Annotated in this window: 23 protein-coding genes; 14 read left to right on the forward strand and 9 right to left on the reverse strand. The window is 64.9% G+C overall.

The genetic code is table 11. The features are described 5' to 3' along the window. The first annotated feature begins 132 nt into the window (after positions 1-132). A complete protein-coding gene (locus tag HYG81_RS31165) occupies positions 133-291 on the forward strand; it encodes a DUF7559 family protein (protein WP_180840050.1) in 159 nt (52 codons plus the stop codon). A 166-nt stretch (positions 292-457) separates the two neighbouring features. After that, positions 458-946 carry an Hsp20/alpha crystallin family protein gene (locus tag HYG81_RS31170; RefSeq protein ID WP_180840052.1) on the forward strand — a complete coding sequence of 163 codons (489 nt, stop codon included), beginning with the start codon at positions 458-460 and terminating at the stop codon, positions 944-946. A gap of 1 nt (position 947) precedes the next feature. Here HYG81_RS31170 and HYG81_RS31175 read toward each other — a convergent pair whose 3' ends face one another. The 3 genes from HYG81_RS31175 to gatD all read right to left on the reverse strand — a co-directional run bounded on the left by HYG81_RS31175 (position 948) and on the right by gatD (position 4,431). Continuing rightward, the gene (locus tag HYG81_RS31175; protein ID WP_180840054.1) at positions 948-2,144 is read right to left on the reverse strand and encodes an NAD(P)/FAD-dependent oxidoreductase; all 1,197 of its coding nucleotides are present in this window, start codon (positions 2,142-2,144) and stop codon (positions 948-950) included. Between the two features lie 346 nt (positions 2,145-2,490). Continuing rightward, positions 2,491-2,784: a DUF7521 family protein gene (locus tag HYG81_RS31180; protein WP_180840056.1), complete on the reverse strand. Its 294-nt coding sequence runs from the start codon at positions 2,782-2,784 to the stop codon at positions 2,491-2,493. Between the two features lie 363 nt (positions 2,785-3,147). After that, on the reverse strand, positions 3,148-4,431 hold the full coding sequence (gene gatD / locus HYG81_RS31185) for a Glu-tRNA(Gln) amidotransferase subunit GatD (RefSeq protein WP_180840058.1): 1,284 nt from the start codon (positions 4,429-4,431) through the stop codon (positions 3,148-3,150). A gap of 137 nt (positions 4,432-4,568) precedes the next feature. Here gatD and mfnA point away from each other — a divergent pair, with 137 nt between their 5' ends. The 3 genes from mfnA to metG all read left to right on the forward strand — a co-directional run bounded on the left by mfnA (position 4,569) and on the right by metG (position 8,939). Further along, entirely contained in the window at positions 4,569-5,654 is a 1,086-nt protein-coding gene (gene mfnA / locus HYG81_RS31190) for a tyrosine decarboxylase MfnA (protein ID WP_180840059.1), read from the forward strand. A 395-nt stretch (positions 5,655-6,049) separates the two neighbouring features. Beyond that, positions 6,050-6,370 carry a hypothetical protein gene (locus HYG81_RS31195; protein ID WP_180840061.1) on the forward strand — a complete coding sequence of 107 codons (321 nt, stop codon included), beginning with the start codon at positions 6,050-6,052 and terminating at the stop codon, positions 6,368-6,370. A 412-nt stretch (positions 6,371-6,782) separates the two neighbouring features. Further along, complete coding sequence (gene metG, locus HYG81_RS31200; protein ID WP_180840063.1) at positions 6,783-8,939, forward strand: methionine--tRNA ligase; 2,157 nt, start codon at positions 6,783-6,785, stop codon at positions 8,937-8,939. Between the two features lie 341 nt (positions 8,940-9,280). Here metG and HYG81_RS31205 read toward each other — a convergent pair whose 3' ends face one another. Continuing rightward, positions 9,281-9,568 carry a GYD domain-containing protein gene (locus HYG81_RS31205; RefSeq protein ID WP_180840065.1) on the reverse strand — a complete coding sequence of 96 codons (288 nt, stop codon included), beginning with the start codon at positions 9,566-9,568 and terminating at the stop codon, positions 9,281-9,283. A gap of 133 nt (positions 9,569-9,701) precedes the next feature. On the opposite strand from HYG81_RS31205, the gene pyk reads away from it, so the two are divergent. From pyk to HYG81_RS31230, 5 genes are all read left to right on the forward strand, one after another. Beyond that, positions 9,702-11,477 carry a pyruvate kinase gene (pyk, locus tag HYG81_RS31210; RefSeq protein ID WP_180840067.1) on the forward strand — a complete coding sequence of 592 codons (1,776 nt, stop codon included), beginning with the start codon at positions 9,702-9,704 and terminating at the stop codon, positions 11,475-11,477. Between the two features lie 65 nt (positions 11,478-11,542). After that, positions 11,543-11,875, forward strand: a complete 333-nt coding sequence (locus HYG81_RS31215; protein WP_180840069.1) for a DUF7312 domain-containing protein — start codon at positions 11,543-11,545, stop codon at positions 11,873-11,875. A gap of 138 nt (positions 11,876-12,013) precedes the next feature. Further along, positions 12,014-12,679, forward strand: a complete 666-nt coding sequence (locus HYG81_RS31220; protein WP_180840070.1) for an NfeD family protein — start codon at positions 12,014-12,016, stop codon at positions 12,677-12,679. 72 nt (positions 12,680-12,751) lie between these two features. Beyond that, complete coding sequence (locus HYG81_RS31225) at positions 12,752-13,933, forward strand: SPFH domain-containing protein (RefSeq protein WP_180840072.1); 1,182 nt, start codon at positions 12,752-12,754, stop codon at positions 13,931-13,933. Positions 13,934-14,142: 209 nt separating this feature from the next. Next, positions 14,143-14,760: a winged helix-turn-helix transcriptional regulator gene (locus HYG81_RS31230; protein ID WP_180840073.1), complete on the forward strand. Its 618-nt coding sequence runs from the start codon at positions 14,143-14,145 to the stop codon at positions 14,758-14,760. A gap of 39 nt (positions 14,761-14,799) precedes the next feature. Here the strand turns inward: HYG81_RS31230 and HYG81_RS31235 are convergent, their stop codons facing one another. The 3 genes from HYG81_RS31235 to yjjX all read right to left on the reverse strand — a co-directional run bounded on the left by HYG81_RS31235 (position 14,800) and on the right by yjjX (position 16,574). Then, positions 14,800-15,459, reverse strand: a complete 660-nt coding sequence (locus HYG81_RS31235) for an HAD family hydrolase (RefSeq protein ID WP_180840075.1) — start codon at positions 15,457-15,459, stop codon at positions 14,800-14,802. Positions 15,460-15,575: 116 nt separating this feature from the next. Then, the gene (locus HYG81_RS31240; protein ID WP_180843022.1) at positions 15,576-15,797 is read right to left on the reverse strand and encodes a DUF7123 family protein; all 222 of its coding nucleotides are present in this window, start codon (positions 15,795-15,797) and stop codon (positions 15,576-15,578) included. 252 nt (positions 15,798-16,049) lie between these two features. Then, entirely contained in the window at positions 16,050-16,574 is a 525-nt protein-coding gene (gene yjjX, locus HYG81_RS31245; RefSeq protein ID WP_180840077.1) for an inosine/xanthosine triphosphatase, read from the reverse strand. Positions 16,575-16,883: 309 nt separating this feature from the next. Here yjjX and HYG81_RS31250 point away from each other — a divergent pair, with 309 nt between their 5' ends. From HYG81_RS31250 to HYG81_RS31260, 3 genes are all read left to right on the forward strand, one after another. Continuing rightward, complete coding sequence (locus HYG81_RS31250) at positions 16,884-17,864, forward strand: transcription initiation factor IIB (protein ID WP_180840078.1); 981 nt, start codon at positions 16,884-16,886, stop codon at positions 17,862-17,864. Positions 17,865-17,942: 78 nt separating this feature from the next. After that, positions 17,943-18,617, forward strand: coding sequence for a type I 3-dehydroquinate dehydratase (locus HYG81_RS31255; protein WP_180840080.1), 675 nt, complete (start codon positions 17,943-17,945; stop codon positions 18,615-18,617). A 59-nt stretch (positions 18,618-18,676) separates the two neighbouring features. After that, complete coding sequence (locus HYG81_RS31260) at positions 18,677-19,114, forward strand: zinc ribbon domain-containing protein (protein ID WP_180840082.1); 438 nt, start codon at positions 18,677-18,679, stop codon at positions 19,112-19,114. Between the two features lie 27 nt (positions 19,115-19,141). On the opposite strand, the gene HYG81_RS31265 is transcribed toward HYG81_RS31260, so the two are convergent. Then, positions 19,142-20,341 carry a 3-dehydroquinate synthase II gene (locus HYG81_RS31265; protein WP_180840083.1) on the reverse strand — a complete coding sequence of 400 codons (1,200 nt, stop codon included), beginning with the start codon at positions 20,339-20,341 and terminating at the stop codon, positions 19,142-19,144. Positions 20,342-20,602: 261 nt separating this feature from the next. Here HYG81_RS31265 and HYG81_RS31270 point away from each other — a divergent pair, with 261 nt between their 5' ends. After that, positions 20,603-21,187 carry a hypothetical protein gene (locus tag HYG81_RS31270; protein WP_180840085.1) on the forward strand — a complete coding sequence of 195 codons (585 nt, stop codon included), beginning with the start codon at positions 20,603-20,605 and terminating at the stop codon, positions 21,185-21,187. Positions 21,188-21,330: 143 nt separating this feature from the next. Here the strand turns inward: HYG81_RS31270 and HYG81_RS31275 are convergent, their stop codons facing one another. After that, positions 21,331-22,200: an HFX_2341 family transcriptional regulator domain-containing protein gene (locus HYG81_RS31275; RefSeq protein WP_180840087.1), complete on the reverse strand. Its 870-nt coding sequence runs from the start codon at positions 22,198-22,200 to the stop codon at positions 21,331-21,333. Positions 22,201-22,424 lie beyond the last annotated feature (224 nt).

The raw sequence follows: 22,424 nt of genomic DNA on the forward strand, positions 1-22,424 counted from the left end.
AGTACGAGCGAGGGTAATCTCTACTTTCGCGAAAGTGAGCGAGCGGCTCGAGCGACCGAGCCGACCACCGGCTCTACGAATCAGCGTGCCGCAACCCCGACGTTGATGGTCGTCGTTCCGCTACTATTGCACATGCCACCGACGGAGGAAATCGTCTGTACCGACGAGGACTGCTTTCTCGATATCTTCGAGAACCACTACACCTACGACGTCCCCGACGACTTCGACGTGTCGGCGCTCTCGTGTCCGGTCTGTGGCGGAACCGACTGCCTGGAGCTGGTAGAACTCTGAGCGGATCGGCCCGCTCGTCAGACGTTTCTTTTGTTCCGAGCAAAAGGAATATCAATCCGGCTATCGTACCGGTACGTACGGCCATGTCTCCCATGAACTGCCACCCCTTTCTTCCCATCCCCGCGACCGCCGCTCGCCACCCACACACCGTCCGGGGTGACGCCCCGTGGCCCTGAAGGAACTGGGTAAATCGGTCGGCAGCGCGCTGTACCGACAGGTCGGCCGCGCGAACGGCCGCGTCCAGAACCACCGATCGCTCCCCGTCGACATCCTCGAGAACGACACGTCCTACCGCGTCGTCTTCGACTCGCCCGGTGCCGAGCCGGACGACGTGCAGGTCCGCTACCTCGAGGGGAACGTCAAGATCCAGATCGACCGGTTCAGACAGTTCCGCGAGGGGTACGAGATGCGCTTTCCCGGTCGGGGAATGTCGCTCTCCGCTGATGCCGAGTTACCGCCCGATGCGGTCGTCGATCCGGACTCCGGAACGGCGCGACTCTCCGAAACCGGAACGCTGAGCGTCGAGATTCCGAAAGATTCGGCGGTCGAGGATACGACCACAACCGAGACGGACGCGGACACAGGCACGGACCGCGAGGTGGCCGACGAGTCCGAGTCGGGATCGGATACGGAACCCGTCGTCATCGACGACTGAGTCAGTTCGGGTCGAGCGACATTCCCTCGACGACGGGAAACGCCTCGTCGCCGTCGAACCGCGTCGGATCGAAGGCGTCGATTCCCGACCCGCCGACTAGTTCTTTCGCGAGTCGCTGTCCGACCGCCGGCGCACGCATGAAGCCGTGGCCCTGGAATCCGGTCGCGACGTACAGGTCGTCCCGGACCGCCCCGACGAGCGGGTCCCGGTCCGGTGTCGCCGTACAGAGGCCGGCCCACGCGCGCTCGAGACCGTATTCGTGATCACCGTCAGTGACGCCTGGAACGCGGTGGGCGACCCGCTCGAGGAGGTCGGCGGCGAACGTCGGATCGGCCTCGCGGTCGTAGGCCGCGGGGTCGGCCTCGCGGTCTTCGGTCCCGTCGCCCGCGAGGAGACCGGTCGCGTGGGGTCGCAGGTAGAAGCCGCCTGTCGCGTCGTAACACATCGGTTCCGCGAGGTCGCCGGTCGCGACCAGCGCCTGGACTCGGTAGGGCTTGACGGTGAGCGGGATGCCCGCGTCCGCGAGCAGCCCCTTGGTACGCGCACCGGCGGCCACGAGCACCGCGTCGACCGCGTGGACCTCGCCGTCCGGGCGGATCACCCGCGCCGGTTCGGATCGGACGTCGACCGGCGTCTCGGTCTCGAGAGCCACCCCGGTGCCAGTCGCCGCGGCCGCGAGGCTGGCGGTGTACTCGCCCGGATCGACGTAGCCCGCCGCGCCGGCGATTCCCGCGACGGCGACGTCGTCCGTCCGCAGCGCGGGGAACCGCTCTGCCAGCGCATCGCCGTCCATCTCGAGGGCGACGATGCCGTTGTCCTGCATTCGCCGCACCTGGTCGCGGATCGCGTCGGCCCGTTCGGGGTCGCCCTCGCGGGCGAGCCAGACGTAGGGGCACTCGACGAACGAGAACGTCTCGTCGCCCGACAGCGCGCGGAACCGTTCGATCGCGTCGCCGGCGATTTCGGCGTCGAGTCCGTCCGCGAAGGCGTCGTAGCAGATCCCCGCGGCCCGGCCGCTCGCTCCGCTCGCGACGCCGCCGCGATCGTAGAGGGTCACGTCCACGCCTTCACACGCGAGGTCGTAGGCCGCGGTCACACCGACGGCTCCCGCGCCGACGACCGCTATCTCGAGGCCCGCGCCCCGGTCGGTGAACGTGTCCGCGCCGGCGGACAGTGCTGGCTCATCGGCGTCGCTCACGGTTGATCACTCGCAAGGACGGGTGGGCGGAGACGGCTCGAAACGCGTCCGCTGGTCGGTCTTGTATGATCGGAATCACCGCTCATAGCCACTACTCGTGGTGGGTTCCACTTATACACTGGCCGTAATCCGCTCTCCGTCTGGTAGGGGTGATGGAGCGTCGCGAGGAACGAGTCCCGCAACGGGTGCTCCATCCGATACCCGACTGCGGTGGATGAGACGCGCGGTGGAAGGGGGTACGACGGCAGTGGAGACGGAACTCCATGGTTCAGTGCCCTGTCTCCCTGCCGTACATCGACGTTTTACCGGATCACCGATAGGAGTAACCCCAAAACAGTTTGGTCTCTCAGGAAACGTACAGCGAACGAGCGATCACGAGAAAGCCGGCGAGGACGAGCAAGCTCTCGAGTAGGATGCCGGTCATCAACGGGACGGCGAGGAGTTCGTACAGCATGCCGGCGAGGACGAGTCCGAGCGTGACGAGTCCGAAGCCGAGTGCGAGATAGCCCAGCGCCGGCTGACGGGTCCGTCGGTAGGCCTTGTACGCGAAAAACGTGATCACGCCGCCGACGATGAGGACGAGCGTCTTGACGACCGCGAGTGCGATCGCAGTCGGCATCGCCGCGGCGTAAAACGACATAGCTGTTCGTACTCGGATATTCCAGACCCGTACCAAGAACCTTGCCGTTCCCGGAAGCCATGAGAAATGTCAGCCACCCTCGTGGCCGATCACCGGGCTTCTCGTACTGTATTCCGGCATAGATCTCTGTATCACCAGACTGGCCAACCGATGTGCGGTGGCGCGCGCTGTACCGCGGTTCGCCGTCAGCGAACCGCGGACAATGCCGTGCGAGGGATGAGCGAACGACCGCAGGGAGTGAGCGAATCGGCTGGGGAGGGTGTGGCGATTCCCTGTTGCCACAGTAGCAGGACGCTCTATTTCACTTATTTCTACGAGAATCTACTATTCCATTTGCGGTTGTCGGCGCTCAGAGAGTCCGATTTACTCCCAGGGAACCGACCGTTCTTGTATCTCGCCGGCGAGCGACGTTCCCATCGCTTCCTCGACGTCGTCCGAATTCGCGAGCGCCCACATCAGCTTGACCTTCGCGGTCCCCGGCAGCGTGTCGCCGGCCTCGACGACACCGGCCTCGAGCAGGTCCCGACCGGTATCGTAGACCCGGTCACAGACCCGTCCCTCGAGACACTGACTCGTCATAACGACCGTCGTGCCGTCTTCGATCAGCTCCGCGATCCGCGGAACGAGATCGGTGTGGATGTGGCCGAGCCCGGTGCCCTCGATGACCAGTCCGTCCGAGCCCTCGACCACGTCGAGGAACTGGGGATCCATCCCGGGGGTGAATTTGAGAAGTTCGACGTCGTCCTCGAGCTCGGATTCGATGGCGAGATCGACCGCACCGCGTTCCCGATAGTCGCGGCGGAACGAGACCGTCTCGTCCCCGCTCGCTTCGTAGTTAACCTCGCCCAGCGGCTTCGCGCCGACGGTTTCGAACGCGTCCCGGCGCGAGGTGTGGTTCTTCCGCACGCGGGTGCCCCGATGGAGCGCACAGATGTCGTCCGATTCGGTGGCGTGCATGCAGACCATGACCTCCGCGCAGTCGCTCTTGGCGGCCTCGACGGCCGAGACCGCGTTCATCACGTTATCCGAAGACGGCCGGTCCGCCGACCGCTGCGAGCCGGTGAAGACGATCGGGACCGGCGTCTCGAGCATGAACGAAAGGACCGATGCGGAGTACTGCATCGTGTCGGTGCCGTGCATGACGACGACGCCGTCGGCACCGGCCGCGATCTCCTCGTGGACGGCCTCGGCGAGGTCCCGCCAGATCGGCGGCTCCATGTTCTCCGAGAGGATGTTGGCGACGACCCGCCCGCGGTAGTTCGCGCGGCCCGCGAGATCGGGAACGGCCCGCAGGACGTCTTCGGCGTCGAACTGCGCCGTCACCGCGCCCGTCCGGTAGTCGATCGTCGAGGCGATTGTCCCGCCGGTCGAGAGCAGCGAAATCGTCGGCAGATCGTCGTCGAACTCGATCTCCGAGCCCGCTCCTTCGCCATCACTCTCGTCCTCGTCTAGCCCCGCCGAGTCCGTCCCGTCGATCTCGTAGACGTCCTCGGCGAGGACCGACACGTCGGCCGCCTCGCGATCGACGCCGACGTTGTAGCCGCCCTCGAGTTTCACCACGAGCTGCTCGTCCGTGCTCGAGGGGAGCAACACGCCTTCGTACGTGCGATCCGCGCGGTCGACGCGGACGCGGTCGCCTGGGTTCATGGGTTGGCGTTGCGCGGCGGCGGACTTGAAGGCACGCTTTCGGCGGCACGTGTCCGTCCCGTTTTGACCCGACCGATCGCCGTCGGGAAACGGCGCCAAACGTAACAAATAAACCGCCGACCGTTAACACACATGATATGCAAATTGAGCCGCAAGCGTTCGATCGGGTTCTCTCGTCGATGTGTACGGAACCCCATCCTGCGGCGCGCGACGCGGCCGAGCGGTTTCTCGCAACGAACCCCGGCGATCCCGGCACCTATCCGAACGTGTCGGCGCTCGAAGACGACGCCATCGCCCTCCTGAGCGGGATCGCGGGGCTGGACGAGCCAGCGGGCTACGTCACCAGCGGCGGCACGGAGGCAAACATTCAGGCGGTTCGGATCGCCCGCGATCGGGCGGAGAGCCGCTCGCCGAACGTGGTCATGCCCGAGTCGGGTCACTTCAGCTTCCAGAAGGCCGCCGACCTGCTCGGCATCGAACTGCGACTCGTCCCGACCGACGAGCGGCATCGGGCCGACCTCGAGGCCGTCCGAGCCAGCGTCGACGACGACACGGCGCTGGTGGTCGGCGTCGCCGGGACGACCGAGTACGGCCGCGTCGATCCCATCCCGGAACTGGGCGAAATCGCGAACTCGGTCGACGCCTTGCTCCACGTCGACGCCGCGTGGGGCGGCTTCGTCCTCCCGTTTACCGACTACGAGTGGAACTTCGGCCACGCCGCGGTCGACACGATGACGATCGATCCCCACAAGATGGGACAGGCCGCCGTTCCCGCGGGGGGACTGCTCGCGCGCTCTCCCGACCTGCTCGACGAACTCGCCGTCGACACGCCCTACCTCGAGTCGACCTCCCAGGCGACCCTGACCGGCACCCGTTCGGGCGCGGGCGTCGCGAGCGCCGTCGCCGCGATGGAGGAGCTGTGGCCCGGCGGCTACCGCCGCCAGTACGCCCGCTCGCAGAACAACGCCGAGTGGCTCGCCGACGCCCTCGAGAAGCGGGGCTATCGGGTCGCTGATCCCACGCTGCCGCTGGTCGCGGCCGACGTTCCCCGGTCGACGTTCGACGCGCTGCGGGCCAAGGGCTGGCGCATTTCGCGGACCGCGACGGGCGAGTTGCGGGTCGTCTGCATGCCCCACGTTACCCGCGAGATGCTGGCCTCGTTCATTGGAGATCTAGACCGGCTCGAGGTACGCGCGAGCGTTCCCGTCGTGAGTGACGATTAGAAACGAGGGTAGCTATTGATTCCTCGCTGACCGGTAATTTTGCCACCCTCAGCGATCAGTACAGGGGAACAACGTATCGCTCCAGGCGAATCAACCGGCGTGCGGTGGCGCGCGCTGGGTCGCGGCGAACCGACGGTGAGCCGCGAACCGATTCTGCGCGAGGGATGAGCGAACGAACGGAGTGAGTGAGCGAATCGGCTGGGGAGGGCGTGGCGATCCCCTGCCGCCACGATCGCAGGACACTTTGTCTCAACCAATCCCCCCAGAACACACCGTTCCATTCACTATTGGAGTTGCCGTTCCGTTCAGCGCCGTAGTTGCTGACACAGGTACTGTACAGAATTTCTGGTACTCACCACCACAAATATTATCATATATCGAACTAATAGCACAATATGGTCCTCACATACGTTCTCGTCGCTGTTCTCGCAATCGCGGGATATGAAGCCGTCCGGCGGATGTACACCGGCAGTGAGACGGAAGCTGCAGCGCAGTTCGCTCGTGCCGCTATTGTGATCGCGTTGTTCATCGTAACGATACCGCTCGGTATGCTGCTCGGGATGCTTACGGTTTCAGCGCTGGCCGAAAACCTCGCGATTGGGCTCGTCATGCTAGCTGGCTCGGCCACAGTCGTCGCAGTGATCGGACTTGGTCTCTATATCGTTGCTGAAGGAGAGATGCCTGCAGTTCTCAAACGGTATTCGATAGCGCGATAAGACTCATACTGGCGATCAATTGTATCGGCGGGCCGTCCGAGTACCACCCTCCTTACTCCAGAACGAGAGTAAGCGCACTACCGAATACCGCCAATAGAACGAACGTCACCGCAACTTGACTTACTGTACCGAGTGTGAGCAAATCAGCTGCGAGAACACCGAGCAAGACGGCGACACTCAGTGTGACAGCGGATATCCAGTTCGGGAGGGATCCCGTTGCGGTAGACTCGTTCATGACCACTTCTCGAAATAGATTTCGTCGTGACGGCACAAATACCTTTGGTGAATGAAACGTTTATCGCTCGGCGGCGTGTCGGCCCACGTCGGGTGACCGTTCGCTGAAACGAGAACGGCCGCCGACCGGACGATCGAAACCGGCGGGTTTTACGCCCGCGAGCGCAACGTGACGACCATGAGCCACGACGAGTTTCCGACGGACGAACCCGCCGTCGTAACCTGCGGGTTGCCCTACGCCAACGGCGACCTGCACATCGGTCACCTGCGGGGGTACATCGGCGCGGACGCGTTCAATCGCGCGCTCGAGACGCTGGGCCAGAAGTCGATCTACGTCTGCGGATCGGACATGCACGGGACGCCGGTCGCCGTCAACGCCGAGCAGCAGGGCGTCGACCCGGAAGACTTTGCCATTGAATGGCACGAACAGTACGAGGAGACGTTCCCGAAGTTCAACGTCGACTTCGACAACTACGGCCACACCCACGACGAGACGAACACCGAACTCACTCAGGAGATTGTCCACACGCTGGACGACGAGGGCTACATCTACGAGAAGGAGATTCAGGTCGCCTACGACCCCGAGGCCGACCAGTACCTCCCCGACCGCTACGTCGAGGGGACCTGTCCCTACTGCGGCGCGAAGGCCCGCGGCGACGAGTGTGACGAGGGCTGCCAGCGCCACTTAGAGCCGGGCGAAGTCGAAGACCCGACGAGCACGATCACGGGCAACCCCGCGGAATACCGCCACCGGACCCACAAGTTCTTCGAGGTCTCCGAGTTCACCGACTTCCTCACCGAGTTCCTGGACGGGCTCGAGGGAACGTCGAACGCGCGCAACCAGCCCCGACAGTGGATCGAGGACGGTCTGCAGGACTGGTGTATCACGCGGGATATGGACTGGGGGATCGACTACCCCGACAGCGGTGCTCCGGAGGAGCACCGAGGCGAAGGCGGCGAAGCCGCCGAAGCGGACGGCGACGACCTCGTCCTCTACGTCTGGGTCGACGCCCCGATCGAGTACATCTCGAGCACGAAGCAGTACTCCGAGCGCGTCGGCGCGGACGAGTACGACTGGGAGCAGGTCTGGAAGGGAGACGGCGAGATCATGCACGTCATCGGCCGGGACATCATCCAGCACCACGCGATCTTCTGGCCGGCGATGCTCGAGGGCGCGGGCTACAACAAGCCGCGCGGAATCGCCGCGACCGGCTTCATCACGATCAACGGGAAGGGGCTCTCGACGAGCCGCAATCGGGCGATCTGGGCCAAGGAGTACCTCGAGGAGGGGTTCCATCCCGACCTGCTGCGGTACTACCTGACGACGACCGGCGGCCTCCAGCAGGACGTCGACTTCTCCTGGGACGCCTTCCAGGAGAAAGTCAACGGCGAACTCGTGGGTACCGTGGGCAACTTCTGGTACCGATCGCTGCTCTTCGCCTACCGCAACTACGAGGGAACGCCAGAGGCGGACGTCTCCGAGGAAGTTCAGGAGCGCATCGAGGGAGCCATCGGCGACGTGCTCGAGAGCGTCAACGACTACTCCATGCGCGGGGTCGGTCAGGCCGCGACGCAACTCGCTCAGTTCGGCAACGAGTACATCCAGCGCAACGAGCCCTGGAAACTCACCGATGACGAGCCCGAAAAGGCTGCACAGGTCATTCGCGACTGTGTCCAGCTCGCCAAGGCCGTCGGCGTCCTCCTCGAGCCGATCACCCCCGACAAATCGCAGGACCTCTGGGAGCAGATCGGCGAGGACGGCGATATCGCGGACGCCCACCTCGAGGACGCGCTCGAGGCCCCGCCGCGGAGCTTCGACGAACCGGGCGAACTCTTCGAGAAGATCGAGGACGACCGCGTCGAGGAACTGACCGAAAAGCTCGAGGAGCGCGTCGACGCGGCCTCGGATGGCGACGATGAGACGGACGACGATGCGGACGAAACCGAAAGCGACGACACCGCAGGGGACGAATCCGGCAGTATGGCTGATACCGACGACCTCGAGGCGCTGGCCGACGAGCGGATCGGGTTCGACGACTTCCAGGAACTCGACATCCGCGTCGGCCGAATCGAAACTGCCGAGGGAATCGAGGGTGCGGACGACCTCGCGCGTCTCGAGGTCGACATCGGCTTCGAGACGCGACAGATCGTCGCGGGAATCAAGCAACTCCACGACCTCAAGGAACTGCCGGGAACGAAGTGCGTGCTGCTCGCGAACATGGAGCCCGCGGAGCTGTTCGGCGTCGAATCCAACGGCATGATCCTCGCGGCCGGCGAGGAAGCGGACCTGCTGACGACCCACGGCGACGCCGCCGTCGGCGAGAAGATCAAGTAGGACCCTCGAGGCCCGAACGGTCGACCTGTTTTCGAAGGTATTGGACTGCCATTCGCGTTCCAAACGCCGAGAGACTCACCGACAGGACCCACGAATGTCAATTGGGCTCAAATACTACTATAACGGATGCTATCCATTGATACCATATGGCACAGAGTGACAGCAGCGTATGGGAGTCCGTCAGGACGAGTACGCGGTCAAACTGGCTCATGCAGGTGCCGAAAACCCCCGAGTCAGCGGAGGTGCGGGCATTACTGGTGATCGCACTGTCGCTCTTTTTACTCATGACGTTAGGGAACCTCGTCGGACTCTGGTGAGTGACGACCGACGGGCGATTCCCGTCAGACCTCGTCGACCAGATTCGAGAAGTCCTCCGTGTCGACGATTTCCATCGTCTTCCCCTCGAGACCGTGTCGATAGAGCGTCAGCGCCGACTTGAACGCCGCCTCGTTGTCGTCGGTTTCGAAGATGACGAGGAAATCGCACTCACCGAGAGCGGCGTAGGAATCGCGGAGTTCCGCACCGTGCTCCTCGAATTCCGTCCGAATTTCGCCCCAGATCGTCGCGAGCTCCTGTGCGTTCTGAACGTCCCGGTCGGCGAGATCGACGAGCGTGGCGTAGGTGGGCATGTCGATTCGGAGGGGTGATCCGCGGAAAACGGTTGGCGTGGCAAACGACGGGATCGATGGCGAGTCGTCGAGACTGCAACTCGAACGCGAGTAAGCAACCATCTTTTAGGCGATGGTGGCGCTAATGTCCGACATGAGAAACGCGAAGATCGTCTGTACGCTGGGGCCGGCGTCGAACGACCGGGAGACGATACGAGAACTCGCCGCGACCGGGATGTCCGTCGCGCGGCTGAACGCGAGCCACGGCAATCGAGCGGATCGGGCCGACCTGATCGACCGCGTCCGTGCGGTCGACGAGGAGCGAACGGACCCCGTCGCGATCATGCTCGATACGAAGGGCCCGGAGATCCGGACCGCGCCGCTGTCCGACGACGAGACCGTGACCCTCGAGACCGGCTCGGAAATCCGATTCGTCGAGGGCGAGGAGGCGACGCCGGACGTGGTCGGCCTCTCGGTGTCGATCGACGCCGTCGAACCCGGGGATCGAATCCTGCTCGCCGACGGACTGATCGAAACGACCGTTCTGGGTCGCGAGGAGCGGGGAGACCGCGAGAGCGACGCCATTCGTGCACGAGTCGACACCGGCGGTGAACTGGGCGGCCGCAAGGGCGTCAACATTCCCGGCGTCGAACTCGAACTCGACGTCGTCACGGAGAAAGACCGACGGGACCTCGAGCTGGCCGCCGAGATGGGCGTCGACTTCGTCGCGGCGAGTTTCGTCCGGGATGCCGAGGACGTCTACGAGGTCGGCGAGGTGCTGGAGGAGCACGGCGCGGATATCCCCATCATCGCGAAGATCGAGCGCGCCGGCGCGGTCGAAAATCTGGACGAGATCATCGACGCGGCCTACGGCGTAATGGTCGCGCGCGGCGACCTCGGGGTCGAGTGCCCGATGGAGGACGTCCCGATGATCCAGAAACGGATCATCCGAAAGTGTCGCGAGGCGGGCCGGCCGGTCATCACCGCGACGGAGATGCTCGACTCGATGGTTCACGCCCGCCGGCCGACGCGCGCGGAGGCCTCGGACGTCGCCAACGCCGTCCTCGACGGCACCGACGGGGTCATGCTGTCGGCCGAGACGGCGGTCGGCGATCACCCCGTCGCCGTCGTCGACGCGATGGACAGCATCGTCCGCGAGGTCGAAGGCTCCGGGGAGTACGCGGAGTTGCTCGAGCAGCGGGTTCCCGCCGCCGGCGAGGCGCGGACGGACGCGCTGGCCCGGTCGGCGCGCTTCCTGGCGCGAGACATCGGCGCGGACGCGGTCGTCGCCGCGACGGAGTCCGGCTACACCGCGCTGAAGACGGCGAAGTACCGCCCCGGCGTGCCGGTCGTCGCCTCGACGCCGAACCAGGCGGTCCGCCGCCAACTCGCGCTGACGTGGGGCGTGACGCCGCTGTATGCGCCCGTCTCGGATCAGGGCGCCGACGCCGTCGTCGAGAAGGCGGTCCAGGCCGCACTGGACGCCGGCGTCGCCGAGAGCGGCGACACGGTCGTCGTCCTCTGTGGCATGATGACCGATCTCGAGGGGGCGAACACGACGAACATGCTGAAGGTCCACGTTGCCGCCGACGCGCTGACGACGGGACAGGTCGTCGTCGAGGGCCGAGCGACCGGGCCGATCGTTCGCCTGTCGGACGGCGATCTGTCGGACGTGCCCGAGGGAGCAATTCTCGTCCTCCCCGCGGCGTTCGACGAGGAGTTCACGGGTGAGACGGATCGGATCGCCGGCATCGTCAACGCCGAGCGAGGAATGACCGGCTATCCGGCGCTGGTCGCACGCGAACTGGGGATTCCGATGATCAGCGATGCGGACGTCGCAAAGCTCCGGGGCGGCGAGACGGTCACCGTCGACGCCGAACGCGGCGTCGTCTACGGCGGGGACATCGGTGACCAGCCCCAACGGCCCTGAACCAACTCGGTCGTGATCGACGGTCGGACCGCGGCTTTTTGACGACCGGACCAATACGGACGAGTATGAGCGACGAACCGTCCGGGAGCGACGACGAGTGGGGCGCGTCCGACGACGAATGGGGTGACCCCGATCGGCTCGACCGACCGAACGACGGCGATCAGACGGACCGAGACGACCGCGATGAGGGATGGGACCGTATCCCCATCGACCTCTCCGGGAGCGACGATCGAGACGCCGACGAAGACGAGGCGACCGAGGACGACGAATACGGGCCCGAAGCGAGTTCGACGCCGATCGAGGGCGGCAATCCGGACCTCGAGAACGCGCTGTTCGTGCTCCTGGGTGCGGTCGCGATGATGCTCGTCATCGCCCGGCTCGTGATGATCCTGGTCTGACGAGCCCGTTCCGGTGAGCGGTCGCCGAGCGTAGGGATGCTGTTTTGACCCTGAAACCGGAGGCCGCCCCTCCCTGTCTCGAAAATCACTCTTGAAACACGGTAAACATTTAATCGGGACAAGCCCCAACCCCCGCACATGGTCGAATCTCTCGTCGGGAATATACCGCTGTTGTTGCTGGTCGCGGGACTCGTGTTGATGGTCCTCGAGGCCCTCTCACCGGGCGCACACCTCATTGTCATCGGGATCGCGCTGGTCGGGGCGGGACTCGTCGGGATTCTCTTCCCGCCCGCGGCGAACGTGCTCGTGCTGGCGGGGCTGACGCTCGCGATCGGGCTCGCCGCTGCATACGTCTATCGGGAGTTCGACTTCTACGGCGGGAAAGGGAGCGGTCGAACGACGGATTCGGACTCGCTCTCCGGGCGGACGGGCTACGTCACCGAGACCGTCACGACCCGGAGCGGCGAAGTCAAACTCGACGAGGGCGGGTTCGCCCCCTACTACAGCGCGCGGACGACCGACGGCACGATCGAGGAGGGCGAGGAGGTCATCGTCCTCGACCCGGGTGGCGGGAACGTACTCACCGTCGAATCCATCGGTGCGATCAGCGAGGACGAGATCGATCGAGCGCTCGCACGGGAGGCGGCGTCCGAACCCGACGATGGAGCGAGTCCCGACGAAACCGGCAGCGTCAGCGACGAACCGATGGGGGAAACGATGGTGGACGATATCGACGCGCCGGTCTCTGAATCCGACGCGGACGACGACTCGGTCTCCGAAACGGAGACCGAGCAGTCGGGATAGACAGTGCGACCGAATCGCATATGTCGATGAAATAAGGGAACGCTTTTCTCCCCACCCCCGTAATTCCGGGACATGGTGGTACCACTGGTTCCAATGCAGACCGCCGGCGCTGCCCTGTTAGTCGTCGGTGCCCTCGTCCTCGTCGTCGTTATCGCCGCCTTGCTCAGCGCGATCGAAATCGTCGACGCCTACGAGAAACGCGCGCTGACCGTCTTCGGCGAGTACCGCAAGCTGCTCGAACCGGGGATCAATTTCGTCCCGCCGTTCGTCTCGAACACGTACGCGTTCGACATGCGAACGCAGACGCTGGACGTGCCCCGACAGGAAGCGATCACGCGCGACAACTCGCCCGTGACGGCCGATGCCGTCGTCTACATCAAGGTGATGGACGCCAAGAAGGCGTTCCTGCAGGTCGACGACTACAAACGCGCCGTCTCGAACCTCGCCCAGACGACGCTGCGTGCCGTACTGGGTGACATGGAACTCGACGACACGCTGAACAAACGCCAGGAGATCAACGCCCGCATCCGCACTGAACTCGACGAACCCACCGATGAGTGGGGGATCCGCGTCGAGTCGGTCGAGGTCCGCGAGGTCAACCCCTCGAAGGACGTCCAGCGCGCGATGGAGCAACAGACCTCCGCCGAGCGAAAACGCCGCGCCATGATTCTCGAGGCCCAGGGTGAACGCCGCAGCGCCGTCGAGAAGGCCGAAGGTGACAAACAGAGCGAGATCATCCGCGCACAGGGTGAAAAGCAGAGTCAGATCCTGGAAGCGCAGGGTGACTCGATCTCGACCGTGTTGCGTGCCCGCTCCGCCGAGTCGATGGGCGAACGTGCGATCATCGACAAGGGAATGGAGACGCTCGGCGACATCGGACAGGGCGAGTCGACGACGTTCGTCATGCCGCAAGAACTCACCTCGCTGGTCGGCCGCTACGGCAAACACCTGTCGGGCAGCGACGTGGAAGGAGACGGGACGGACCTCGAGAGCCGCGAGTTCGACGACGAGACCCGCGAACTGATCGGGCTGGACGATATCGCCGAGATCATTGGTGAGATCGACCAGGAAGCGGATATGGACGTCGAAGCGATGGAACAGGAAGCCCAGGCCATCAAGGAAGGAAAGGATCCGGCGAACATCACGGATCCCGACGAAGTCATCGAGGAGATGGATCAGGACTTCCAGAGCCAGGCCGACGGCGGCACCGATATGCCGGTCGACGAGTCGGACGAGTCGTCCACGAGCGACTGAGCGGCCGTCTGCCGGTCGAATGCTGTGCCGTGTGACGTGATTTTCCACCTTTCTTCGCTGACTCGTCCCCGGAACGCCCGATACGTCGACGCAAACCGGTAACTACTGTGGTCTGGACTAACGTATTGGAAACCTAACTAGTAATATTCGATGAACAAAGCGGAGCGAAACCTGTTTTACGGGCGGCATCCTTGGAGACAGTAGGTAGTATGACAAAACCCGATGGGGTCGACGACGACAAACGAGCGACCCTGCGCCGATTCGCCGCCCTCGGTGCCGCCTCCCCGCTGGTCGGACGGTCGGATTCAGCGGCGGCTGACACGGGTGAAAGCGACGCGCGCGATGCGATTGCGGGCTATCTCTCGACGACGCCCGGTGCCCACTTCTCCAAAATCCGCGACGACCTGCGACTCGGCACCGGCGAAACCCAACACCACCTGCGCCGGCTCGAGGAACTCGACGCCATCGAGCGCTATCGAGACGGCGACTACAAGCGGTTCGTCACGGCCGGTCGGTTCGACGAGTTCGAGAAACGGGCGCTGGGATACCTCCGGCGGGAGACGCCCCGCGGGATGTTAATCGAACTACTCTTGAACTCGAACACCACGGCCGGCGATCTCGCCGACGCGCTGGACGTCTCCCCGCCGACGGTAAGCAAGTACGCCGGCGAACTCGAGGAGACCGGACTCCTCTCGCGGGACGACGGCTACGCGGTCGAACAGCCCGAAACGGTGCTCGTACTGGTCGTCGGCCACGCGGATTCCTTCGGCGACCGTGCGCGGACGCTCGCTCGAGACGCGGATCAGTTCCTCGAATATCAGGGCTAAGTGGCTGTTACCCCACGGTAAGAACGTATTACTGCAATGTTACGGCGAGTCGCTCGACTCCACCAGCGACAGGATCTCGGTCAGCGACTCGAGGTCGTGGGTCGCGTTCACCGACCGCTTGCGGTTATGAGGCCGCCGGAGGAACGCGGTCTCGAGGCCGGCCGCCCGGCCAGCGGTGATATCCTTTGGAGAGTCCCCGACGTAGATCCCCTCGGCGGCGCCGAGGTCGGCGAGTGCGTCCTCGATGTAGTAGGGATCCGGCTTGCGCCGCTCGTAGCCCTCGAACGTCGGATCGCGCCCGCGAACGACGTCGAAGTCAAAGCCGGCGTACTCGGCGACGAATTCGGCGGTTTCCTGCCGATTGTTCGTGACGAGACCGATCGGAGTTCGCTCGCCCACCTCGCGAATCGCGTCGATATCGTCGTAGGTGCCGCGCTCGCCGGAGCGAAGGCGGTCGTGAGTGCCACCCGAGGCGTAGTGCTCCTTTAGTTCCCAGAACCGTGCGGGATCGATTCCGAGGTCGTCACAATGTGTCCGGATCCGTTCGTGCGCGTGATCCCTGAAATCGCGGCGTTGTCTGGGAGTGGGGTCGACATCCAGCTCGGCGAGGGCCGTGTCAGCAGCATCGGCGTACACCTGCGGATCAGTTCGGGGTCCCTCGAGGATGACGCCGTCCATGTCGAACAGTACGACCGTCATTTATCGGGGGGAAGCAGTCGAGCGGAAAAGAGCGTTTGGTGTCGCCGCCAGCCGATGCTCGTCGGGTGTTACGATCGGTAAAACGAATATCCGCGGATCGTATCGTTGGAGTGACGTTAAATATCGACTTTCCAGGTGGTACTGGAGGAGTATCCCCACTTCTCGATCTCGACGTTGTAGTCGCCCTCCTGCAGAGCGGTGATGTTCGAACCGACCTCTTTCGCCGTCATACCGAGCTCTTTGCCGATGAGACGGGATTTGAAGTACGTCTTCGTCGCCGCGTTGTTCCGGAGGTACTCCAGAATCCGCTGTTGTTTACTCGTGAGGTCGGGGGCCATTGCAGTGCTCATACACGGTCGGACAAGTGGAACGGCCTTAGGGGGTTTGGTACGTGCGGTTAACCCGCTGCAGTCATGCGGTTTTCTCAGCGAGTAAGAGAACAATAACCAGGTGGAAAGCTTTCATTGGTACGGCCGGTGAATACATCCTGTTCCATGACTATCATCTGTTCGGGATGATTTCCGGTCGACGGGAGACGGTCGGGGACTGAACGGCAAACAGTGAACGCGATTGCAGGGCACCGGCGAGCGTCAGCCGTCGGCGTCGTAGTACGCTGTTACGAACGGACCGAACGAAGCGGCGACCGCTTCCCCGAGCGCTCGCGTCCGATCGGTCAGCCCGCCCGTGAGCGCGCCGGCGGCCCCGTCGGACTCGGCGACGCCCTCGGTTCCGAGCAGGTCGTCCATCACCGGCCCTAGCTCCGCCCCGTCCGCGAGCCGTTCCGCGACGGTGTCGGGAAGCCGAAGCGTCGGGCCGCCGCCTCGCTCCGTTCGGTTTCCGTCAGTGACGGCACCCCACATGATCAGGGAGAGTCCCGGCGTCCCCTCGAGTCGAGCGATGCCGCCCTCGAGGCCGACTCCGTAGTCGGCATCGGTCGCCGCGAGCGCTCGCCGGGCGCGGTTTTCAGCACCGGTGACGGTTTCCTCGATCGATCGGGGCTGTTCGCTCACCCCGGAGTCGACGGCAACGGCAGTCACGGACGGCTCGTATCGCTCCAGTGTTCGTTCGACGGCGTCGATCTTGACCGGGTTCGTGCTGCCGACTGCGAGTTCCATACCGGTCGTTCGAACGGATCGAAGTTGGTAGCTCCGTTTTGACATTGCACCGTACTGGTTCCGGACCGATGGTCCCAACTGAAGCGATTCACCCGCCGATTGCAGCGGTATCGTGCAATCGAGTGTGCAGTGGCGTTCTGGCGTTCGGCGGCCCCGCTATCTGTCATGGTCTTTGGCCGAATTATTCGGTTTCACGGGATTTCTGGCCGGGGATTTCGAAACTATTAAACCTCGAGTGTCTGAACGTGGGAGGTAACGGACCCGTCCGGGCTTTTGCGATCGGTTCGGCCGGCCAGCAATCGCCATCGTATGACTAACGCACCAACGAACACGAGAGTACGACGTAGCGAACCCGACACGAACGAACGAGAGACGGAAAGCGAGCAGGAGGATCTGGTCTGCCCCGAGTGTGCAGGCAACCTCGTCGTCGACGACGAGCACGGCGAGACGGTCTGCGAGGACTGCGGCCTCGTCGTCGAGGAGGACTCGGTCGACCGCGGCCCCGAGTGGCGGGCCTTCGACGCCGCCGAGAAGAACGAGAAGTCCCGCGTGGGCGCGCCCACGACGAACACGATGCACGACAAGGGGCTCTCGACGAACATCGACTGGCGAAACAAGGACGCCTACGGCAACTCCCTGGGCTCCCGGCAGCGGGAGAAGATGCAGCGCCTGCGAAAGTGGAACGAGCGCTTCCGTACCCGCGACTCGAAGGAACGAAACCTGAAACAGGCACTTGGCGAAATCGACCGGATGGCGAGCGCACTCGGTCTCCCAACGAATGTCCGCGAGACAGCCTCCGTCATCTACCGGCGCGCGCTCGACGAGGACCTCCTCCCGGGCCGTTCGATCGAAGGCGTCTCGACGGCCTGTGTCTACGCCGCCGCCCGCCAGGCCGGCGTCCCCCGGAGCCTCGACGAGATCGCCGACGTCTCCCGCGTCGAGAAAAACGAGATCGCGCGCACGTACCGCTACGTCGTCCGCGAGCTGGGCCTCGAGGTCCAGCCCGCCGACCCCGAGAGCTACGTCCCCCGCTTCGCCTCCGGACTCGAGCTCTCCGACGAGGCCGAGCACCGCGCGCGCTCGCTGCTTCAGAACGCCAAGGAGAAGGGCGTCCACTCCGGCAAGTCGCCGGTCGGCCTCGCGGCCGCCGCGGTCTACGCCGCCGCGCTCCTGACCAACGAAAAGACCACCCAGGCCGCCGTCAGCGACGTCGCCGACATCTCCGAAGTGACGATTCGAAATCGGTACCACGAGCTCCTCGAGGCCGAGGAGACCATCGGGATGGCCTAACGCGGGCAACGCCGGACGCCAAGCCGACACTCGCCGAACCGACACCGTTTTTGTCGCTCTCGCTCCCACCCCATAGCAATGAGACTGGATTTCGACTCGTTCGTCCTCGCAGCCGCGACGGCGGAACTCTCCGACGAACCCGCGGCCCGCGAGCACGCGGACGCGATCGAATTTCGGATGGATCTGGCCGACGAACCGGTGGCCGCGCTCGAGGTGTACGACGGCGAGTTACCGATCCTCGCGACGAACCGTGCCGACTGGGAAGGCGGCGACGCGGCGGATGACGGCCGACTCGAGACGCTCGCCGAGGCGACGGCTCACGACGCCGTCGCAGCGATCGACGTCGAATTCGAGTCGATCCTCGAGGGCGAGGCGAAGGAGTTGCTCGAGACGGCCCGTGATCGCGACGTCTCGGTCGTCGCGTCGGCCCACGACTTCGAGGGGACGCCGCCCCGCAACGAGATGGTGCGGCTACTGACCGAGGCGGGCAAGTACGCCGATGTCGCGAAACTGGCCGTCACGGCTGACTCGAAGTCGGAGACGCTCGCCCTGTTGTCGGCGACCGAGCAGCTGACCGCCCACGGTGATACCGTCGCGACGATGGCGATGGGCGACGTGGGGAGCCACACGCGTGCGGTCGCTCCCGTCTACGGCTCGAAAATCGGCTACGCGCCAGTCGATCCCGCGGAGGCGACCGCGCCCGGCCAGTACGACCTCGAGACGCTCGCGGGGCTGGTGGCACGCCTCGAGTGAGCCGAAAACGATCGAAATCGGAATGTTAAGGGCAGGGGTCTCCTACCATCCCACATACAATGACATGGCTCCGTGCGATCTTCGCCGCCGGCCTCTCGGTGATCATGCCCGGTGCAGGCCACGCCCTCGTCCGCGACTGGCTTCGCGCTGCCGTCTTCGCCGGTCTCTTCCTTGCGGCGAGCGCCTTCTTTCTCCCGCTCGACCAGCTCACGGCGGCCGGGCCGATAACGAGTGTCGATCAGGCCCTCGAGCAGGCGACCGTCGTGGCCGAGAACACCGATCCGATGGCCCAGTTCCTCCTCTCCTTTCTCTCCCTGTTCGCCGCGATCGACGCGACCTTTCGCGCGCTCAGCTACTCGTCCGGTGAGGGCACCGACGCGGCCGAACCGACCTGCCCGGAGTGTGGCAAAGAGATCGACGCGGACCTCGAGTTCTGCCACTGGTGTACGACGCGTCTTGAGCCCGTCGAGCCGGAGGCGGAGACGAACGACGTCTGAAGCGGAGTAAAAAGACGGACGGCGGCGTTACTTCTCGATGATGCTCTCTTCGACGGTCTCGCCGAAGTGACGAGCCGTGTCCTCGGCGTACAGCAGAATCTCGTCGCCGGCCTCGAGATCGGTCACCGCCTTGCGCCCCTCCGCGGCGGCGACCTTGATCGTCTCGGCGTTCTGGAGCAGGGTCTCGACGCGGTCGCCGTCCTCGGTCTCGAGGGCGATCCGGAACATGGGCCGCTGCTCGATTTTCACCCGGCCGACGATGGCCTCGCGGGTGTTGCCCGCGAGGTCGACGACCTGGACCTCGTCGCCGCTCTGGAGTTCAGAGAGGTACTTGGTACCGCCGTCGGGCGTGCGGACGTAGGCGTGGACCGCGCCCGCGTTGACCCGGAACGGGCGGGAGGCGACGTACGGTGATTCGGCGGTCTCGGCGTGGACGAACACCAGCCCGCGGCTCATCGAGCCGACGAGCATCCCCTCGTCGTGCTCGAGCAGGTTGCCGGTGTCGACGCAGACCCGGTCGGCGCTGCCTGCCCGTTCGACGTCGAGCACCTCTGCGTACTCGAGATTGAGGCTCTCGCGTGCGGCCTCGTCGCGGACCTCGACCGTCCGCCGGATCTCGTCGGGATCGCCCGAGTCCAGCAGGACGGCGTCGGAGCCGATCTCGAGGGTTTCGAACGCCGTCTTGGCCTCCTCGGCGCTGGTCACGCCCGCGACGAGGTCGGTCTCCTCGCCGATGCGGGCGATCAGGTTCTCTAGCGGGATGATCGTCCAATCTTCGCCGACGACGATGGTGTGGTCGGCCTCCTCGGCGGCGGTTTCGGCGAAGCGCTCGTACTCCTTGCCGAGGATGCGGACGTACGAGCCCCGATCGAAGTCGCCCTTGCGCCGCAGCGTCGAGAGATCCGCCGACCCCGAGAAGTCCTCGGGCAGGTCGATCGTCGCGTCGCCCTCGCCGTCTTTCCCGACGATCATCGCGTCCGCCTGTGCGACCGGCGCGTCGTCGCTCACGTCGGCTTCGGCGTCGTCGATGTCGTCGACCAGCGTCACGTCTCCGTCGGTTCGGAACGCAGCGACGTTGATGTCGCCGAGTTCGCGAACGCGCGAGACGTCGTCTTCGTCGACCAGTACCCAGTCTGCACCCGCCTCGAGCGCGGCGGTGATCCGCGCCCGGCGGTCGTCCCAGTCGCCGACGGTGTCGTCGGCTTTTACCCAGACAGATCGCGTCATGAATCGACCCTCGAAGGGAACCGGCTTGAACGTGGCGGATCAGGCAGGGGGATGGGTCGACCGACAGCCGTCGGCGGAGACGGATCGAGCTACAGCTGTTTCGGTCGACGGGAACGGCTCCACTGCACTCCCGTCTCGCTGCCCCGTCGTTGCAGTCACTGCTCCTTCGCTTGTAACGACACTCGTGATAGTCGCGATAGTAACGATAGTTACGACACTTTCTCAGAAGTTGATAACATCCCTCTGGTCGATCGTTCAGCTATGGGTCAGCGCCACCTCGAGTCGAATGCCGAACTGACGATCGACCGTGCCGCCCGTCGGCTCGAGGTGGAACCAGCGGCCGACGTCGCTCGAGCAGCCTTCGAGCACGCGGGCGAAACGGCGACGCTCGAGTACGGCCGGCCCGCGGCCGTGCTGGGTGCCGTCCGGCTCGCGTGTCGCCGCACCGACGTCGGCGAACCTGACCGCGAGCGGATCGCGGAGACGTTCGGCGTCGATCCGGCTCGAGTCGTCGCAGCCGATGATCTGCTGGCACGATCCCTGTGTCCGCCCGCCGATGCCGACGAGGTCCGCTCGCTGCGTCGGGCGCTCGTCGTGGCACAGGAAGTGCTGGCTGCGGTCGAACGCGGCCGCAACGCTGGCCCCGAGCTTCCGGGCTCGCACCTCGCTGACGCCGCGCCCTTCCTGCTCGCTCGCGCGAGCAGCCATCTCGATTCCCGAACCGACCGCGAGTTCCCGGGGCTCGACCCGGCCGCCCTTCGCGATCACATCGAGCGACTCGAGGCCGACCTCGAGCACGCTCGATTAGGCACGAGACTGTACGTGCTGGTCCACCGCGAAGACTGAGCCGCCGTCTTCTCATCACTCGCACTCCCCCTTCGACTTGTCTGCTTCTCTCGTTGACGCTCTCTGCTGGTACTCCCCCTCCGCTAGCCGCACCCCCGCTGGCCGCTCTCCCTTCGCTGACACTCCTTCCTCGTTGCCGTCTCCTATCGCTGTTCGCCGGCGTCGTCGATGAGCTTGTGATGGAACGCCCGATAGGCGTTCTCGCCCCGTTCGGTCAACTCGACCACGCGCCGGCGGCCGACCGACTCGATCGTCACGTAGCCGTCCTCGGCGAGCGGCTCGAGGACGTGGGTGTCCAGTACCCGAAACGCGCCTTTGTCCTCGCCGGTACGCTCGTCGGGCGAGCGGCGATCGGCCATGAAGGAGAGTTCGTGGTCTCGAGCGTACTCGATGAGGTCTTTCTTTTTCGGCGGGGTCGTCCGATCGTCGTGGTACCCCTCCCACGCGGCCGGATCGGCGAGGAACTCCATGATCGCGACCTGGTCGCGCGTCGGTGACTCGATCGGGTAGGTCGGCACCTGCTCCATCTCGTCGATCCCGAACGAGGCGGGTTCGACCGTCCCGTCGTGTGCGTACTCCGACGGCTCGACGTAGTAGGCGTGTGCGTCGGTCGAGACGTCCATGCACGCGATCGTCGCGCCGATCGCCGGGATCGTGCCGGCCCCGGAGACGTTGACGTACACCCGATCGTCGGCGTGGACGTCGGCGATGGTTGTCACGTCGCCGAGCACCGCGTAGACGTCCGTCAGATCGCACTCCCAGGTCCGGACCTCTGGGACGATCGACTCGAGTTCGGCGCGCAACTCGTCGTGATAGTCGGCGGTCGCGGTCTCGGTCCCCGCGTTAGCTCCATCACCGCTCTCACCCGTTCGTTCGCCACCCGTTCCCCCGTCACCCGCGCCGCCGTCCTCGAGCAGGTAGACCAGATCGGCCCGCTGGTCCCGGATCGGCTCGAGGATCCGATCGAACTCGTAGCCCAGCGGCACGACGTGCACTCGCTTGACGACCTCCATACACCACACGGCGTGTCAACAAAAATAACTGCTGCGGAATCGGCGGTGGGGACTCGAGTTGAACTCACCCCAACCAGCCGGCGGATTTCTGCCGCCCGATCCAACCACCAGCTGGGTGGGAATGAAAGGGGCGACGCGCTCGTCGAGCGAAGCGACGCAAGAACCGCAACCGAGCGCAGCGAGGTGAGGATCGCAGCGAGCTGCAGCCGACGAGCGCGTCGGGG

Source organism: Natrinema zhouii (assembly GCF_013456555.2).
In the GTDB taxonomy this organism is placed as follows: domain Archaea; phylum Halobacteriota; class Halobacteria; order Halobacteriales; family Natrialbaceae; genus Natrinema; species Natrinema zhouii.

What these genes read in the sequence shown, in the direction of transcription:
- HYG81_RS31165 (WP_180840050.1), top strand. Translation starts at nt 133, where the DNA reads ATGCCACCGACGGAGGAAATCGTCTGTACCGACGAGGACTGCTTTCTC.
- HYG81_RS31180 (WP_180840056.1), bottom strand. Translation starts at nt 2,784, where the DNA reads ATGTCGTTTTACGCCGCGGCGATGCCGACTGCGATCGCACTCGCGGTC.
- gatD (WP_180840058.1), bottom strand. Translation starts at nt 4,431, where the DNA reads ATGAACCCAGGCGACCGCGTCCGCGTCGACCGCGCGGATCGCACGTAC.
- mfnA (WP_180840059.1), top strand. Translation starts at nt 4,569, where the DNA reads ATGCAAATTGAGCCGCAAGCGTTCGATCGGGTTCTCTCGTCGATGTGT.
- HYG81_RS31195 (WP_180840061.1), top strand. Translation starts at nt 6,050, where the DNA reads ATGGTCCTCACATACGTTCTCGTCGCTGTTCTCGCAATCGCGGGATAT.
- metG (WP_180840063.1), top strand. Translation starts at nt 6,783, where the DNA reads ATGAGCCACGACGAGTTTCCGACGGACGAACCCGCCGTCGTAACCTGC.
- HYG81_RS31205 (WP_180840065.1), bottom strand. Translation starts at nt 9,568, where the DNA reads ATGCCCACCTACGCCACGCTCGTCGATCTCGCCGACCGGGACGTTCAG.
- pyk (WP_180840067.1), top strand. Translation starts at nt 9,702, where the DNA reads ATGAGAAACGCGAAGATCGTCTGTACGCTGGGGCCGGCGTCGAACGAC.
- HYG81_RS31215 (WP_180840069.1), top strand. Translation starts at nt 11,543, where the DNA reads ATGAGCGACGAACCGTCCGGGAGCGACGACGAGTGGGGCGCGTCCGAC.
- HYG81_RS31220 (WP_180840070.1), top strand. Translation starts at nt 12,014, where the DNA reads ATGGTCGAATCTCTCGTCGGGAATATACCGCTGTTGTTGCTGGTCGCG.
- HYG81_RS31225 (WP_180840072.1), top strand. Translation starts at nt 12,752, where the DNA reads ATGGTGGTACCACTGGTTCCAATGCAGACCGCCGGCGCTGCCCTGTTA.
- HYG81_RS31230 (WP_180840073.1), top strand. Translation starts at nt 14,143, where the DNA reads ATGACAAAACCCGATGGGGTCGACGACGACAAACGAGCGACCCTGCGC.
- HYG81_RS31235 (WP_180840075.1), bottom strand. Translation starts at nt 15,459, where the DNA reads ATGACGGTCGTACTGTTCGACATGGACGGCGTCATCCTCGAGGGACCC.
- HYG81_RS31240 (WP_180843022.1), bottom strand. Translation starts at nt 15,797, where the DNA reads ATGGCCCCCGACCTCACGAGTAAACAACAGCGGATTCTGGAGTACCTC.
- yjjX (WP_180840077.1), bottom strand. Translation starts at nt 16,574, where the DNA reads ATGGAACTCGCAGTCGGCAGCACGAACCCGGTCAAGATCGACGCCGTC.
- HYG81_RS31250 (WP_180840078.1), top strand. Translation starts at nt 16,884, where the DNA reads ATGACTAACGCACCAACGAACACGAGAGTACGACGTAGCGAACCCGAC.
- HYG81_RS31255 (WP_180840080.1), top strand. Translation starts at nt 17,943, where the DNA reads ATGAGACTGGATTTCGACTCGTTCGTCCTCGCAGCCGCGACGGCGGAA.
- HYG81_RS31260 (WP_180840082.1), top strand. Translation starts at nt 18,677, where the DNA reads ATGACATGGCTCCGTGCGATCTTCGCCGCCGGCCTCTCGGTGATCATG.
- HYG81_RS31265 (WP_180840083.1), bottom strand. Translation starts at nt 20,341, where the DNA reads ATGACGCGATCTGTCTGGGTAAAAGCCGACGACACCGTCGGCGACTGG.
- HYG81_RS31270 (WP_180840085.1), top strand. Translation starts at nt 20,603, where the DNA reads ATGGGTCAGCGCCACCTCGAGTCGAATGCCGAACTGACGATCGACCGT.
- HYG81_RS31275 (WP_180840087.1), bottom strand. Translation starts at nt 22,200, where the DNA reads ATGGAGGTCGTCAAGCGAGTGCACGTCGTGCCGCTGGGCTACGAGTTC.